This window comes from Pseudarthrobacter raffinosi (assembly GCF_023913835.1).
GTDB classification, from domain to species: Bacteria; Actinomycetota; Actinomycetes; order Actinomycetales; family Micrococcaceae; genus Arthrobacter; species Arthrobacter raffinosi.
In genome coordinates this window covers 64,849-78,498 of sequence record NZ_JAMXBG010000017.1, presented here as the reverse complement: position 1 = coordinate 78,498, position 13,650 = coordinate 64,849, and the positions used below count along the sequence as shown (strand labels likewise).

Here is a 13,650-nt window from a genome sequence, read left to right as displayed (position 1 = left end):
TCGCATTTATTTACCGACCGTTCGTTCAGGATATGCGCAGGGCGCGGAGGGCGTCAAGGAGGGGCCCGGTGGGTGAGCTTGCCGAAACCGGGTCTCGACAGGCTCGACCACCGGGCGGCGGCGACGCGCATATCCCTTGCCGACGCGCATATTCCCTGACGCGGCCCGTATTCCGTGCGCGCCAGATAGGATGCGGGTCGATTGCGAACATGCGCGTCGACGGTGGCGCAGGGGGTTTTCCACATGGCGGCAGCCTGATCTGTCGCACAGGGCGCGCAACTGGCATCTTCGGTACATGACCGACCTGCCACCGCTCCTTTTGGCCCGCGACCGCATCCAGCACGGACTGACCGCCAAGGACCTTGCCAAGGGTGTCAAGGCCGGTTCGCTTGTCCGGATCCGGCACGGCGTCTACACCGACGGCCCCGCGTGGAAGCGACTGAAGCCCTGGGAACAGTACAGGCTCCGCATCAGCGCGGCGGCGGAAACCTTCGAACGTCCTACTGTGTTTGCCCGACATTCCGCCGCGTCTGTCTGGAGCATTCCCACCATTGGCCTGCACCATCCTGTCCACGCCCTGACGATGAAGAACGACGGCGGCCGGTCCCGTGCCGGAGTTGTCCGACACTTCGCAGATCCGGCGGGTCTGACAGTGGTCCGGCGGGAGGGCCTGCTCGTCACCGGCCGCCTCCGCACGGTGCTGGATCTGGCCGCGTTTACGCCGTTTACGGAGGCGGCCGCCCCGTTGGACCACGTGCTGAAGCCGGACCGCGCCCTGGGACTGAGGGCCCTGACCAAGGATGGGTTGGTGACGGGCATCGGTGCGAACTACTCGGCGGCGGCCGGGCGAAGGATACTGGCCGCCTTGGCTTTCGCGGATCCAATGTCCGGTTCGGCGGGAGAGTCCTACAGCCGCGCGCTGATCCAGGTTGCCGGTTTCGAATCGCCGGTCCTGCAGCAAGCCATCCACGACAAGGACGGGCTTGTGGGCTATGCCGACTTCTACTGGAAGCTGGCAAGGGTGGTGGGCGAATTCGATGGCGAGGAGAAGTACGTCAAACCGGAGTTCCTCAAGGGCAGGACGGCATCGCAGGCGGTGGTGGAGGAAAAGAAGCGCGAGAACAGAATCCGGGCCACCGGATTCAACGTGGTGAGGTGGGACTGGGCCGATCTGAAGGATCCGGGGAAGCTGGAACGCATGCTGGCAGCGGCCGGTGTGCCCCGCCGTCGGGCGCGTTCTGCGGAACTTGACGCGCGAAAGACCCTATGACGCGCATATGCCCTGTCGCTACCGGTATTCCGGTAGCGACAGGGCATATGAGCAGCGCCACGCAACCTCCACGCTGTCGCACATATGCAACGTGAATCACGATATTGCGTATAAGCGAGATCGGTTCGGCGGTTTTTGGAGAGCAACCGGGCAGGAGCGTCCCGGATTGAAGGGTGACAGCCTAGGGCCAGCGTTCGACGTCGGCACGCATGTGGGCAAGCTGGGCCCTAAGCTCCGGCAGACTGCGGGCCGCCGTTTGCCACACGGTGTCGTTGCGGATGGCCGCGTAATCGTGTGAGAGCACATTCCGGAGGCCGCCCATCTGACGCCACGGTATCGCGGGGTACTGCTCGCGTACCGGTTCGGGGATCCGATCCGCGGCAGTGTTCAGGTCAATGAGGATGGACTTCATTGCCTCGCGCGACCGCCAATTTCCCGGATCGTTGAAGGCAGGCTCACCTTCATCCACGATCTGCTGCGCCCAGCCCAGCCGCACCTCCATGTCTCCGATCAGCTGGAGGACCCTGCCCTTCGGTGCCGTTGCGAGCGAGAAGGTCGGATCCGTCTGCTCACGGGGCGCGAACTGGCCGCCCACGGAGACATCTTCGGGGTGCCCGCTCACAGGGGGACTGCTTCGCTGAGGATGCGCTCCATGATAGGGCCCCCTGAACCCGATGGGACGATGTCCACTTCCACGCCGAGCAGATCAATCATGTCCAGGCGGAAGCCGGACAGGTCGAAAAGCGTGGCGCCCGGTTCGAGGTCAACCAGAAGATCGACATCGGATTCCGGCGTGTCCTCGCCCCTTGCCAACGACCCGAAAACGCGGACATTATGTGCTTTGTATCTGTGGGCGATCGCCAGTGTCTCGCCGCGGTGTTCAGCGAGGATCTCCGATGGCCGGCGCCTCAATACTTTCATGATCCTGTCAAGGGTTTCGGGCCGGGGGATGCGCTTCCCGGATTCATATGCCGAGAGATTTGGCTGGCTCACATGCGAGAGCTCTGCTAGCCGTTTCTGGCTCAGCCCGGCACGAACCCTCTTCGCGGCGATCTCGCTGGTCATAGGTCAAGTATATCGGGGCGATATAAGTCTGGCGGGGAGCACCTGGGCAGGAGGGCCAACCCGGCTCACCGGTCGGACAGGATCCGGCTCTTGGCACGGCCGATAACCGTTGGCGCATAGCTGCAGAGTGCCCAGTACGCCGAGCCTGCGGCCAGTGAGGCCACGACGGCGAGGGCGGGGCTGAGCTCAACTACCAGCGGGTAGACCAGCCAATGCACCAGATAGATGTGCAGGGATGCGCTGGCCAGCAGAACGGTGAGGCGCCGGAGCCCGGCCGGGACGGGAATGCTGGGCAGCCACAGGAGCAGGAGTATCCCGGCCAGGACAGTCAGTTCACGGGCGGGGTTGTCGAAGAACCCCGGGATGGTCAAAGCGGCCACCAGGCTCACGGTGCAGCGCTGAAGGATGTGACGGGCCCGGGCAACCGCCCATCCCAGCGCGAAAAGCCAGAATATGGGCGGTGTGTGCGGAATTCCCGGCTCAAAAAGCTCATAGCGTGTAAGGAGTCCGGCGGCGAGGAGTACCAGCGGAAAAAGGAACGGGAAGCGCTTTTCGGCCCGGCTGACCCAGGGCAGGGCGAGCAACGCCGTCATGCTGACCAGCAGGTAGACGAGCACCTCGATGAACCAGAAATGCGACCGGGTGGTCACCTCTTCGGGTCCGATGATGGCGTTGAGGAGGAAGATATTCGCCAGGCTGTATCTGTCGGTGATCAGGTAGGCGAAGCCGATGAAGGCCATGCTGGGGATGATGACCCTGGCCAGGCTGGCGGCTTGTTTCCGCAGCCGCGGCACACGTTCCCCGGAGAGCTGGAACCGGGCGAAGTTGAACCCCGCCACTGCCATGAGCACGTGGGCGGCACCCTGCCAGTGCAGGAATCCGATGTGGGTGCTGACGATCAGGAAAATGGAGACCGCCCGCAGCACGATGCTGGTTTCAAGCCGGGCGAACAGGCGGCGTTTCCGCGGCCGCGGCTGTTCACGGCGGGCCCCCAGCACTCCCACCGGGGTGATGTGCCAGTCCGGGGGCAGATGCCCCAATGCCTGCTCAAGCCGCACGGACGCTGCCACATACGAAAGAGAGTCCCCGCCGAGCGAAACGAACGTGTCGTCGTCGGAAATGTCCGTCAGCTCCAGCGTGTCCTCAAAAATCCGCACCACACTGTCCTGCGGCTTAGCTCCGGAGTTCGCGCTGGATGGCGCGCCTTGACCTGTGGGTTTGGCGAGCGTCAGGACGGCCGGGTAGTCCAGCTTGCCGGACGCCAGACGCGGGAGCTCCGGCACCGCGTGGACTTCCAGGGCAGCTCGGGGCAGGCCTATGCCCTGGGCGAGGAGCTTGCCCAGCAGCGCCGGGTCGTGTTCACCCTGGACGGCAACCACGAGCCCCTGGTCCGTGCCCGCACTTGCCGCCTGAATACCAAGATCTGCAAGGATCCGTTCCACTTGTCCAAGGTCGACGCGGAGGCCGACGATCTTGACGAACCGGCTGCGCCTTCCCACGACCTCGTACAGTCCGTCAGCGTTCTTGCGCGCCAGGTCGCCGGTGCGGAGTTCATCCACCGTCCGTCCGAGGCCGAGGTCCTCCGGCGTCTGGGCGTAACCCAGCATCACGTTGGGCCCGGAATAGACCAGCTCCCCATGCTCCAGTCCGGGGACCGGGTCTATCCGGAAGGCGCCGCCGGGGACAGGGATTCCGATGGCCCCTGGCGACGTACCTGCCAGCCGGGGCGGGAGGTATGCCATGCGTGCGGTGGCCTCCGTCTGGCCGTACATCACATAGAGATCCCAGCCGCTCCTTGCGCCCAGTCCGGCGTAGCGCCGGACCAGGTCAGGGCCGAGCCTGCCGCCAGCCTGGGTCACATACCTGAGCGTGGGCAGATTCATCGCGGCGAACCCCACCCGCTCGAGCAACTCGAAGGTGTAGGGAACGGCTGCGAACGATGTGGCACCCTCGCTGCGGAACAGATCCCAGAAGCAGGGGTCCACCACGGACAGATCCGTCAGGACCAGGCTGGCACCGCGCAGCAGGTGGCTGTTGATCACTGACAGTCCATAGCAGTAGGACATGGGCAGCGTGGTCATTGCCCGGTCATACTCCGTGATGCCGAGGTATTCCGCGATGGACTCTGCGTTCGCCTGGAGGTTTTCATAGGACAGCCGCACAAGCTTGGGTGAACCGGTGGAACCTGAGGTGCTCAACAGAAGGGCCAGGTCCGGGTGCAGAGAGTGTACGGTGCCAGGCCGCCGCTCCTCCAGCACTGTCCGGCCGTTCGCCGAACTCAGGATAACGTCCGGATCATAGGCCTCGACCAGGGACTCCAGGGCGGCAGGCTTGTCCGCGGGCAGGAGGATCAGCGGATGACCGGCCGCCATGGCCGCCAAGTACCCCACCAATGAGTCAACATCGTTACCGGCCGTCAGTGCCACCAGGCGTCGTTCGGTACCGAGGCGCCGGCCCAGCTCCTCAACACGGTCGGCCAGTTCCCGATACGTCAGGACCCCGTTGCTGGTGGCAATGGCAGTCCTGTCACCGTTGTCCGCGAGGTTCGCGGCAAACGACAGGCGTTGAAGGTCAAGTTGAGTGCTCATAGCGTGTGGTCCATAGGTGTCTTCGGCGAGATTAGGGGAGCCTAACTCCGAAACTTTACACCGAGCCCTGGTGAATTAAGAAACTAAAATATGCCGTATTTCTCCAGCCGCTGGCGTAATGCCGGGGTCTCGACAGGCTCGACCACCGGGGACGTACGACGTCGGCACCCTCGCCGAGTGCCGCCGTCGGACGTTCCTCCCCACTTCCTCCACGACGCGCACATTCCCTTAGGACGCGCACCCGCGCTGTCGACACCCGTATTCGGGGGTCCCCGGCGCGTTTGCGTAGCGCCAGACCGTTTGCGCGTCGCCACGACCGGCGCGCGGCAGGTACTAAATTATCGGCCTGGATAAGTTCAAGAGGGCCCGGTTCCGGCGGGATGGGAATTGCTCATCGAGGCGTCATGATTTCGACAGGCTCGATCACCGGGAGGACATCCGATCAGCCCTTTAGCTCGGCGCGGCGGAAGCGGAGTTCCCGCAGCGCCCCGTTCAAAGGTGACCCCGCGAAGGGAAGGACTTCCAGATCGATAGCGGTGGCTGCCGCCAACGCGATATTGTTGGCGGCAGTGGCCGCGCGTGGGGGCAACCCGATGCTGGCCGCAAACTCCTGCCAATGCCGGGCCTTGAGGTTCTTGACGCGGCCGGAGACGGTCAGGGCCATGGTGTCATCGCCATAGAGCAGCGTGCAGGGGATGTCGTAGACCGGCGCCACTACCCAGCCGCCGTACAGGCCCTCCAGGACCGACGCGTTCTTGGCATGCAGGTCACCGTTTCCGGTCAGCCACGCGAAGACGAACTGCAGGTAGAGGTTCCTGACGGCAACAGCTTTGGCTTTGCACAGCCCAGCCAACGCCTCCACTACTTCCTCGGAGCTCACGGCATATTTTGATGCCGGAGGAAGGTTCAGGACCTGTGCGGCATCCTCCAGGGCCAGGCGCAGCAGCCCGTGGTCCTGCGTGCGGTCGAACCGCTCCACGAGGAGTCCGGGCAGGCCATTCCGGTCCGAGACAACGCTGTGCTTGGCCACCGGGATTTTCAGCGCCTTAGCCCCCGTGAGGTGCGCTGCTTCATTTAGGACCAGATGAGGGTGCCGCGGCGGATCCAGTTTGAGCAGGTACCGCCGGTTGGCCAAGGCGACCGGGGTGGTCAGCATCGAAGCGCTGGCTTTGGCCTGGACTCCCGGTAGCCCGTGAGGGTCCACTGCGTCGGCGAGGACAGCGAAGTCCAGGTCCTCCGGACGCGACGTGTCCGCCAGCGGCAGTGGCTCCCCCGGCACTTTTCCGGCGGGTACGATCTGCACGTCACCGGGAACGTCGGCACCGACGGCAAGCAGAAGGCTGAGCTCATCACCGAGGCTGGTCTTCACGGCGTCCTTCAGGACCGTGAGGCGGTGGCCTTCGGGTAAGAGGCCTGAGTAAAAGGACGGCAGCGCGCCACTGGGTGCTTCCACCGGCTCCGCGACAACAGGCAGGGTGGTCGCGATAGGGCGGCCGGCGGTGCTGAGGTAGTCGGGCGTGTAGGAAAAGACGACACTGCCGCGGCTGGTCCGGTTCAAACGTCCCGCCAGGACACCTGCCTTGTACACATCCGCGCTGCGGACGAATCTCAGTCGCCCCAGGTCGTCAGGCATCGGTAGCCTTGAGGTGCAGCCCCACAGCGTTGGCCGCGGCGGCCACCGTGACCAGGGATGGATTGCCGGTCCCGGTTTCGATGGCGTGAACGGTCCGGGAGGACGTACCGATCAGGTCGGCCAGCGTGCCCTGGGTGATACCAACCTCCTTTCGGGCGCGCCGAATGCTCGCCCCGATGGCTGCGACGTCCTCCACTGCGGCTCCTTCTGAAATATATTGCTGATTCCTCTGGTTTCACCGCCCACTTTTCCCTATTGGATACAAATCTGCAACATATTTCTGAAAATACGTTGTGGCCCTTCATGATCACGGGCAAACGCTTGAATCAGAAGGATATTTCCGATCATCCACTGCCCGGGGCGGCTGCCGCCGTCGGACGTTCCTCCCCAGCCCCTCCGCCCAGGACACGCAAAAGCCCGGCGTGTCAGGGGCTCTGTGAAACTAGACTTGCCTCATGACACCGCAGGAGCTGGCCAACCTGGCACATTTGCGCCGGGCGCGTGACCTGATCGACCGCGAGTACGCCCGGCCGCTGGACGTGCCCACCATGGCCGCCGGGGCCCTCATGTCAGCGGCGCACTTCTCCCGCCAGTTCAAGGCCGCCTACGGTGAGACGCCGTACAACTACCTCATGACGCGGCGGATCGAACGCGCCATGGCCCTGCTGCGCGCCGGCGCCAGCGTGACCGATGCGTGCATGGAGGTGGGTTCCACGTCCCTGGGTTCCTTCAGCTCGCGGTTCACCGAGATCGTCGGCATGACGCCCAGCGCCTACCGGGCCCGCGAACACCACGCCGTGAAGGCGATGCCCACGTGCATCGCCCGGCAGCACACCCGGCCCGCCCGCAAACCGAGCAGGATTGAAGAAGCCTCTTCCTAGCCGCTCCCCTAGCGTGGGAGACATGAACATTTTATTGAAGTACGCACACGTCACCGTCAACGATCTCGATGAGTCCCTCGCCTTCTACCGCGACGCCCTTGGCCTGGAAGTCCGGAACGACGTCGGCTCGGACGGACAGCGCTGGGTCACCCTTGGCAGTGCCGCCCAGCCCGACCTTGAGATCGTCCTCTCCCCTCCCCACGCCGGCCGCTCCCAGGCCGACGGGGACTCCATCCAGGAGCTCCTCACCAAAGGCGTTATGCCCATGCTCGTGTTCAACACGGACGATCTCGACGCCACCTTCGAAACCCTCCGGGCGTCAGGCGCCGAGGTTCTCCAGGAACCCATCGTCCAGCCGTGGGGCCCGCGCGACTGCGCCTTCCGCGACCCGTCCGGCAACATGATCCGCATCAACCAGGGCTGACATTAACGTTCGACGTCGGCACCCAACCCGGGGGCCGACGTCGTGCGTTCCTCCCCGGTTCTGTGACGCGCAAATTCGTTTTCGACCCGGATATTCCACTACGCAGTCCATATTCCGGGTGCGCCCGTGGAGGTGCGGGTCGGAAACGCACAAGCGCGTCGCCAGGACTTCTCCACATAGCGGCACCTACCCCTCGCGCCGAGGGCGCGCAGCTGGCATCTTCGCTACATGACCGACCTTCCACCGCTTCTCTTGGCCCGCGACCGCGTCCTTCACGGGCTAAAGCTTTTGGACCGGGCCTGAATGTCGTAGCGCACGAGGCGAATGCGCTCCATTCCTTCGCTGTCGCGTTCGGAGGCAGCCGGAGCCCTAAGGGCCGCAAAGTACTCTGAGGGGACAGGCAAACCGCCTGCCTGCCCGGCTGCAGGATCTGAGCCCGTTCCGGCACTCCGCGGCGATGCCCGTCGAGCCGTTTGATCCGGCAGCTGCCTAGATCATGTCCGCTATTGCCCTCACCGGGGCAGGGATCGCCACCTACCTGTTCCGGTGGGTACTACATCCGCAACCCGGCAGGTGCAGGGGGAGCTCGGATGTTACCCGGCCCTCCTCTCTTACTCCTGTGCGTCCATCTGGGTGTCGACCGGCCGCCGCCGGCCGGTGATCCCGGTCGGGACAATCTCCACGTAGGACCCTTTCGCGGTCGGCGTCCAGGGGCGCTGGGCCTTCTGCTGAGCGGCGTCGATTTCCGACCAGTTCTGCAGTTCGCGGGCCGTCCCTTGAACGACAACGATCCAGGCGGACGCTTCCGACCGGCCGTTCGCTTCAAAGGCCACCGAAGGGTTGATGGTCAGTTCCACAAGCATTTCGCCCTGCGGCGTTCGCACAAGTATTTTTCCGTCCTGGGCGTGGAATTCCACGGGAAAAATATCAGGCTTGTTATGCACACTCACGGCCAGCCGGCCCTCTGTCGTACCGGCCAGCAGTTCCCAGCATTCATCCGGGGCCAGGTTCGCCGCGGGATACTGCGCGTCAGAGAGCATGATCGTCCTTCCATGGCCCCGGACATGCCGTTTGGCCTTGTTGTCTGCCTCATCCGGCGCTCTTGCGCCGAAGATATACCGCCCAGCCTAACGCCGGGTTTGGACCCCTTGGCCCTCCACGACCCGACCCGGGCTCGGCCCAGGAGGACACGGAAGCGGCCGATCCGACCAAGCTAGAACTGCGCTGAGCACGTTCGGCGTTTTCTGGAACTTGCGAGTGGATCGCCGGGACGGGTCGGGCGGGGGGACTAGCCCAGGCGTGCCTGAAGATTGTCGTCCAGTGCTGCGAGGAACTCCTCTGTGGTGAGCCATTCCTGGTCCGGCCCCACCAAAAGGGCCAGGTCCTTGGTCATCTGGCCGGATTCGACCGTCTTGATGACGACGTCTTCGAGAGTCACAGCAAAGTCAATGACGGCAGGGGTGTTGTCCAGTTTCCCGCGGTGCATGATGCCCCTGGTCCACGCGAAGATCGAGGCGATCGGGTTGGTCGAGGTCGGCTTGCCCAACTGGTGCTGGCGGTAGTGGCGCGTCACGGTGCCGTGTGCGGCTTCAGCCTCGACGGTCTTGCCGTCCGGGGTCATCAGCACGGAGGTCATGAGGCCGAGCGAGCCGTAGCCCTGGGCGATGGTGTCGGACTGGACGTCGCCGTCGTAGTTCTTGCAGGCCCAGACGTAGCCGCCGTCCCACTTCATCGCCGAAGCGACCATGTCATCGATCAGCCGGTGCTCGTAGCTGAGGCCTGCCGCTTCGAACTGGTCCTTGAACTCGGCGTCGAATACTTCCTGGAAGAGATCCTTGAACTGGCCGTCGTAGGCCTTCAGGATGGTGTTCTTGGTAGAGAGGTACACGGGGTAGTTTCGCTGCAGTCCGTAGGCGAAGGAGGCGCGGGCGAAGTCCCGGATGGAGTCGTTGAAGTTATACATGCCCATGGCAACCCCTCCCCCGTCGGGGTAGGTGACCACCGTCTGCTTGATCTCTTCGCCTCCGTCGGAGGGGGTGAAGGTCATGGTCAGCGTGCCAGGACCCGGGACCTTGAAGTTGGTCGCCATGTACTGGTCGCCGAAGGCGTGACGGCCGATGATGATCGGCTTGTTCCAGCCCGGAACCAGGCGCGGGATGTTGGAAATGATGATGGGCTCGCGGAAAACGACGCCGCCCAGGATGTTACGGACGGTTCCGTTCGGGGACGGCCACATCTTCTTCAAGCCGAACTCCTCAACGCGCGCCTCGTCAGGGGTAATCGTGGCGCACTTAACGCCGACGTTGTATTCCTTGATGGCGTTCGCGGCGTCGATCGTGACCTGGTCATCGGTTGCGTCACGGTTCTGGATGGACAAATCGAAGTATTTCAGGTCCACATCCAGATACGGGACGATCAGGCGGTCCTTGATGAACTGCCAGATGATGCGGGTCATCTCGTCGCCGTCAAGCTCCACAATGGATCCAACAACCTTGATCTTTTCGTTCATACCGTCTCCTTGATTCATGGGCACATTGACCCACACCGATGGTGGTCTCTGACATCTGAAGCCCTGGCGGTGGGTCTGACGTCGCGGGCCGGCGCGGATGACGCCGGGCACCACGTCTGGCACCTATCGGGAGCTGATGCGCGGCGTCCCCCGGCGGGCAGCGAAGCGGTTCTTGAGATGTTGCAGCTCGGCCGGCAACTGGGCGGGCAGCGAGTCACCGAACCGGGCGTACCACTGATCGATGCTGTCGATTTCCTGGGCCCATTCGTGTGAATCGACCGCCAATGCGGCACTGAGGTGTCCGGGGGTGACGTCAAGGCCTTCGATGTCGAGGGACTCCGGTGCGGGGACGAAGCCGATGGGGGTTTCGATGGCAGCCGCTGTCCCTTCGAGCCGTTCGATGGCCCATTTCAGGACGCGGGAGTTATCGCCAAACCCGGGCCAGAGGAAACTTCCGTCGCTGCCGCGGCGGAACCAGTTGACCAGGAAGATCCGGGGCAGTTTTGCGGGATTGGCCGTCCGGCCGGTCTCCAACCAGTGGTTGAGGTAGTCCCCGGCGTTGTAGCCGATGAAGGGCAGCATGGCCATCGGATCGCGGCGGACGACCCCGACCTGACCGGCGGCTGCCGCTGTCGTCTCGGAAGACAGCGTCGACCCCATGAAGACACCGCCCGCCCAATCTCTGGACTCGGTGACCAGCGGGATGGTTGTCTTCCGGCGGCCACCGAAGAAGATGGCGGAGAGCGGCACACCCTCGGGTTGGTAGTATTCCTCGGCCAGGATACTGACCTGGCTGAGGGGGGTGCAGAACCGTGAGTTGGGGTGCGCTGCGGGCCGGCCGGAGGCGGGGGTCCAGTCCTGTCCGGTCCAGTCGGTCAGGTGCTCCGGGGTCTCCCGGGTCATGCCTTCCCACCAGACGCCGCCGTCATCGGTGAGGGCGACGTTGGTGAAGATAGTGTTGCCCTTGGCGATGGCGTCCATCGCGTTGGGGTTGGTGTGCCAGCCGGTGCCCGGTGCGACGCCGAAGAGGCCCGCCTCCGGGTTGGTGGCGCGCAGTTCCCCGTCCTTGCCCGGACGTATCCAGGCGATGTCATCCCCGAGGGTTTCCACTTTCCAGCCCTCCACGGTGGGGTTGAGCAAGGCGAGGTTGGTTTTACCGCAGGCCGAGGGGAAGGCGGCGGAGATGTAGTAGACCTTCTGTGCCGGGCTGGTGAGTTTGAGGATGAGCATGTGTTCCGCGAGCCAGCCCTCCTGCCGGGACATCGCGGAGGCGATGCGCAGTGAGTAACACTTCTTACCCAACAGCGCGTTGCCTCCGTAGCCGGAGCCGTAGGACCAGATGGACTTCTCCTCGGGGAAGTGAACGATCCATTTCTCTTCGTTACAGGGCCAGCTGACATCCTGCTGGCCTGGCTCCAGCGGTGCGCCGACCGAGTGCAGCGCCGGGACGAAATCCGCGTCCAGCTCGACCATTCTGGCCAGCACGCCCGCACCGGTGTGCGCCATGATCCGCATTGACGCCACGACGTAGGCGCTGTCAGTGATCTCAACCCCGAATTTGGGGTCCTCCGCGTCGAGGTGGCCCATCACGAACGGAATCACGTACATGGTGCGCCCGCGCATTGCACCGGCAAAGAGCTCATGCAGTTTTTCCTTCATCTGCGCGGGTTCCATCCAGTTATTGGTGAAACCTGCGTCCCGTTCGTCTTCGGAGCAGATGAACGTCCGCTCTTCGACCCGGGCGACGTCCTTGGGGTCGGAGAAGGCGGCAAAGGAGTTGGGGAACTTGTCCTCGGCCAGGCGCGTCAGCGTACCGGCGGCGACGAGCCCGTCGGTGAGCGCACGGTATTCGGCCTCTGATCCGTCGACCCAGTGAATGCGGTCCGGTCCGGTCAGGGCGGCTACTTCGCCGACCCAGTCCAGAAGACGGGGGGAGGCAATGGGGGCGGTGTCCAGGAGGCTGGAGTATGTGGTGTTGTGCACGATTCTCTTCCTTCCCCCGCACTGACGGCGGGCGGGGCGGTCTTAGAAAGCTCATGGGGAATGGTTCGTGAAGCCGCGGCCAAGCGGCCCGGGACAGGCAGGGCCCGCCGGCCTCGCGGTAAAGAAAACTGGCCGCAGGTTTACTGTTTGATGGATACATCATCTAATATAACAGGTAGTCGCGGACCTGCGCTGCCCTGCCCCTGAGATCGTGATGCTCGGACGCCCCCGTGAGGCGGCCCTTCGGCCGGGCAACGGCAGGGATTGGGCGGTGCGCCGGCAGGTGCTAAGGTCCCGGCGTCAGGCTTTCGGCGTAGGGCAGGACGGTCCTCAGGTCCGGGGCCCCGATTTCCAGGCGGGCGCGGGCGAGGGCGATGACGTCCAGGTCTTTGTTTTCCGCAAGGTGGACGACGGGGTGGCCGTTGGGCAGCAGGAGCCACCGCACCGCGGGGAGTTCCGGACCAGGACGGTTCCGATGAAGAGTCCGGCTTCTACCTTCAGGCGCCACGGCGCCAGCTCGATCCTCTCCGGCCCGGTGAGGAGTCCTCCGAGTACTTCGATCCCCTGCGCGGCGTCAGCGAGCGTTGCGCCGCGGGCCGCTGCCCATTGACGGAGGCTGCTGCACTGCCCCAGATGGGCATCGAGTTGTTTTTCGACGGCAGCAACGCCGCCGGCCAGTTCCCGGGTGAAGAAGATTGCGTAGTCCCGGGCGGTGCCGGCACCTGGGCCGTGCCGGGAAAAATCCGCGGGCTGTCCGCTCATAGCCTGAGGCCTCCGGTCGCCATCCGGGTGAGGGGAATCCCTGCTTGGAGTTCCTGTCCGTTGAGGGAGCTGTACGCGGTGATATCGCGATCTTCCCCCAGCCCGGTCAGGGATGCCCGCGGGAAGAGCGCCGTGACGGACGCACCCGCGCAGGTCGCGCCGCCTCGAGGGTGCACCGTGCGGGTGACGGTCCCGAAATCGTAGGTGGACTGGCCTGTGACGCGGCCGTCCCGGAGGCTGACTGTGAGGTGCCTGATCGTGCTCCGGTCCGCGTCGCCGGCACGGAGCCCTACCAGGTAGCTTCCCCCGGCTGGGGGCCTGTTCAGTTCAAATTCCACGCGCACGTCCGGTCCGGAGGTGTCCACCGAGACCCCGGTGATGATCGGAGCCGGAGGCGTGGGAGCAGGAACGGGCGCTGGCCGCTCGACCCCCGATGTCGTCAGCGGGTCCCTCATGCCGCACCCGCCCCGGCCCGGCGATGGGGCTTTGACGCGCGGCGGGCCGTGGGGGCCGGCTGGGGCTTTACTGCCATGGG

The 13,650-nt window shown here is 64.5% G+C and carries 13 protein-coding genes; 3 read left to right on the top strand and 10 right to left on the bottom strand.

Annotated features, from left to right (window positions below; all coding sequences use genetic code 11):
- Window positions 1–295: 295 nt before the first annotated feature.
- A complete protein-coding gene (locus tag NG697_RS15915) occupies window positions 296–1,270 on the top strand; it encodes a type IV toxin-antitoxin system AbiEi family antitoxin domain-containing protein (RefSeq protein WP_252614632.1) in 975 nt (324 codons plus the stop codon).
- A gap of 181 nt (window positions 1,271–1,451) precedes the next feature.
- Here the strand turns inward: NG697_RS15915 and NG697_RS21205 are convergent, their stop codons facing one another.
- The 5 genes from NG697_RS21205 to NG697_RS15890 all read right to left on the bottom strand — a co-directional run bounded on the left by NG697_RS21205 (window position 1,452) and on the right by NG697_RS15890 (window position 6,752).
- Window positions 1,452–1,892: a HepT-like ribonuclease domain-containing protein gene (locus NG697_RS21205; RefSeq protein WP_252614631.1), complete on the bottom strand. Its 441-nt coding sequence runs from the start codon at window positions 1,890–1,892 to the stop codon at window positions 1,452–1,454.
- Window positions 1,889–2,335 carry a helix-turn-helix domain-containing protein gene (locus NG697_RS15905; protein WP_252614630.1) on the bottom strand — a complete coding sequence of 149 codons (447 nt, stop codon included), beginning with the start codon at window positions 2,333–2,335 and terminating at the stop codon, window positions 1,889–1,891. Before NG697_RS15905 ends, NG697_RS21205 begins: the two co-directional genes overlap by 4 nt.
- Before the next feature lie 65 nt (window positions 2,336–2,400).
- Window positions 2,401–4,923 carry an AMP-binding protein gene (locus NG697_RS15900; protein WP_252614629.1) on the bottom strand — a complete coding sequence of 841 codons (2,523 nt, stop codon included), beginning with the start codon at window positions 4,921–4,923 and terminating at the stop codon, window positions 2,401–2,403.
- A 442-nt stretch (window positions 4,924–5,365) separates the two neighbouring features.
- Window positions 5,366–6,556: a type II toxin-antitoxin system HipA family toxin gene (locus NG697_RS15895; RefSeq protein ID WP_252614628.1), complete on the bottom strand. Its 1,191-nt coding sequence runs from the start codon at window positions 6,554–6,556 to the stop codon at window positions 5,366–5,368.
- The gene (locus tag NG697_RS15890) at window positions 6,549–6,752 is read right to left on the bottom strand and encodes a helix-turn-helix transcriptional regulator (RefSeq protein ID WP_252614627.1); all 204 of its coding nucleotides are present in this window, start codon (window positions 6,750–6,752) and stop codon (window positions 6,549–6,551) included. The genes NG697_RS15895 and NG697_RS15890 overlap by 8 nt, the downstream gene beginning before the upstream one ends.
- Window positions 6,753–7,011: 259 nt before the next feature.
- Here NG697_RS15890 and NG697_RS15885 point away from each other — a divergent pair, with 259 nt between their 5' ends.
- Together NG697_RS15885 and NG697_RS15880 are read left to right on the top strand one after the other, a co-directional pair.
- Window positions 7,012–7,437 carry a helix-turn-helix transcriptional regulator gene (locus NG697_RS15885; protein ID WP_252598616.1) on the top strand — a complete coding sequence of 142 codons (426 nt, stop codon included), beginning with the start codon at window positions 7,012–7,014 and terminating at the stop codon, window positions 7,435–7,437.
- A gap of 22 nt (window positions 7,438–7,459) precedes the next feature.
- Window positions 7,460–7,861, top strand: coding sequence for a VOC family protein (locus NG697_RS15880; protein WP_252598617.1), 402 nt, complete (start codon window positions 7,460–7,462; stop codon window positions 7,859–7,861).
- 611 nt (window positions 7,862–8,472) lie between these two features.
- Here the strand turns inward: NG697_RS15880 and NG697_RS15875 are convergent.
- The 5 genes from NG697_RS15875 to NG697_RS15855 all read right to left on the bottom strand — a co-directional run bounded on the left by NG697_RS15875 (window position 8,473) and on the right by NG697_RS15855 (window position 13,570).
- The gene (locus tag NG697_RS15875) at window positions 8,473–8,901 is read right to left on the bottom strand and encodes a pyridoxamine 5'-phosphate oxidase family protein (RefSeq protein ID WP_252598618.1); all 429 of its coding nucleotides are present in this window, start codon (window positions 8,899–8,901) and stop codon (window positions 8,473–8,475) included.
- Window positions 8,902–9,149: 248 nt separating this feature from the next.
- On the bottom strand, window positions 9,150–10,370 hold the full coding sequence (locus tag NG697_RS15870; protein WP_252611541.1) for an NADP-dependent isocitrate dehydrogenase: 1,221 nt from the start codon (window positions 10,368–10,370) through the stop codon (window positions 9,150–9,152).
- A gap of 123 nt (window positions 10,371–10,493) precedes the next feature.
- Window positions 10,494–12,353 (bottom strand): phosphoenolpyruvate carboxykinase (GTP), encoded by a 1,860-nt coding sequence (locus tag NG697_RS15865; RefSeq protein WP_252614626.1) that lies wholly within the window; start codon window positions 12,351–12,353, stop codon window positions 10,494–10,496.
- Window positions 12,354–12,683: 330 nt separating this feature from the next.
- Window positions 12,684–13,115, bottom strand: a complete 432-nt coding sequence (locus tag NG697_RS15860) for a DUF6278 family protein (protein ID WP_252614625.1) — start codon at window positions 13,113–13,115, stop codon at window positions 12,684–12,686.
- Window positions 13,112–13,570: a hypothetical protein gene (locus tag NG697_RS15855; RefSeq protein ID WP_252598622.1), complete on the bottom strand. Its 459-nt coding sequence runs from the start codon at window positions 13,568–13,570 to the stop codon at window positions 13,112–13,114. Before NG697_RS15855 ends, NG697_RS15860 begins: the two co-directional genes overlap by 4 nt.
- Between the last annotated feature and the right edge of the window lie 80 nt (window positions 13,571–13,650).

Bases quoted from the DNA above. Each gene is read 5' to 3' on its own strand.
- NG697_RS15915 (WP_252614632.1), top strand. From the start codon at position 296: ATGACCGACCTGCCACCGCTCCTTTTGGCCCGCGACCGCATCCAGCAC.
- NG697_RS15905 (WP_252614630.1), bottom strand. From the start codon at position 2,335: ATGACCAGCGAGATCGCCGCGAAGAGGGTTCGTGCCGGGCTGAGCCAG.
- NG697_RS15900 (WP_252614629.1), bottom strand. From the start codon at position 4,923: ATGAGCACTCAACTTGACCTTCAACGCCTGTCGTTTGCCGCGAACCTC.
- NG697_RS15895 (WP_252614628.1), bottom strand. From the start codon at position 6,556: ATGCCTGACGACCTGGGGCGACTGAGATTCGTCCGCAGCGCGGATGTG.
- NG697_RS15885 (WP_252598616.1), top strand. From the start codon at position 7,012: ATGACACCGCAGGAGCTGGCCAACCTGGCACATTTGCGCCGGGCGCGT.
- NG697_RS15880 (WP_252598617.1), top strand. From the start codon at position 7,460: ATGAACATTTTATTGAAGTACGCACACGTCACCGTCAACGATCTCGAT.
- NG697_RS15875 (WP_252598618.1), bottom strand. From the start codon at position 8,901: ATGCTCTCTGACGCGCAGTATCCCGCGGCGAACCTGGCCCCGGATGAA.
- NG697_RS15870 (WP_252611541.1), bottom strand. From the start codon at position 10,370: ATGAACGAAAAGATCAAGGTTGTTGGATCCATTGTGGAGCTTGACGGC.
- NG697_RS15860 (WP_252614625.1), bottom strand. From the start codon at position 13,115: ATGAGCGGACAGCCCGCGGATTTTTCCCGGCACGGCCCAGGTGCCGGC.
- NG697_RS15855 (WP_252598622.1), bottom strand. From the start codon at position 13,570: ATGAGGGACCCGCTGACGACATCGGGGGTCGAGCGGCCAGCGCCCGTT.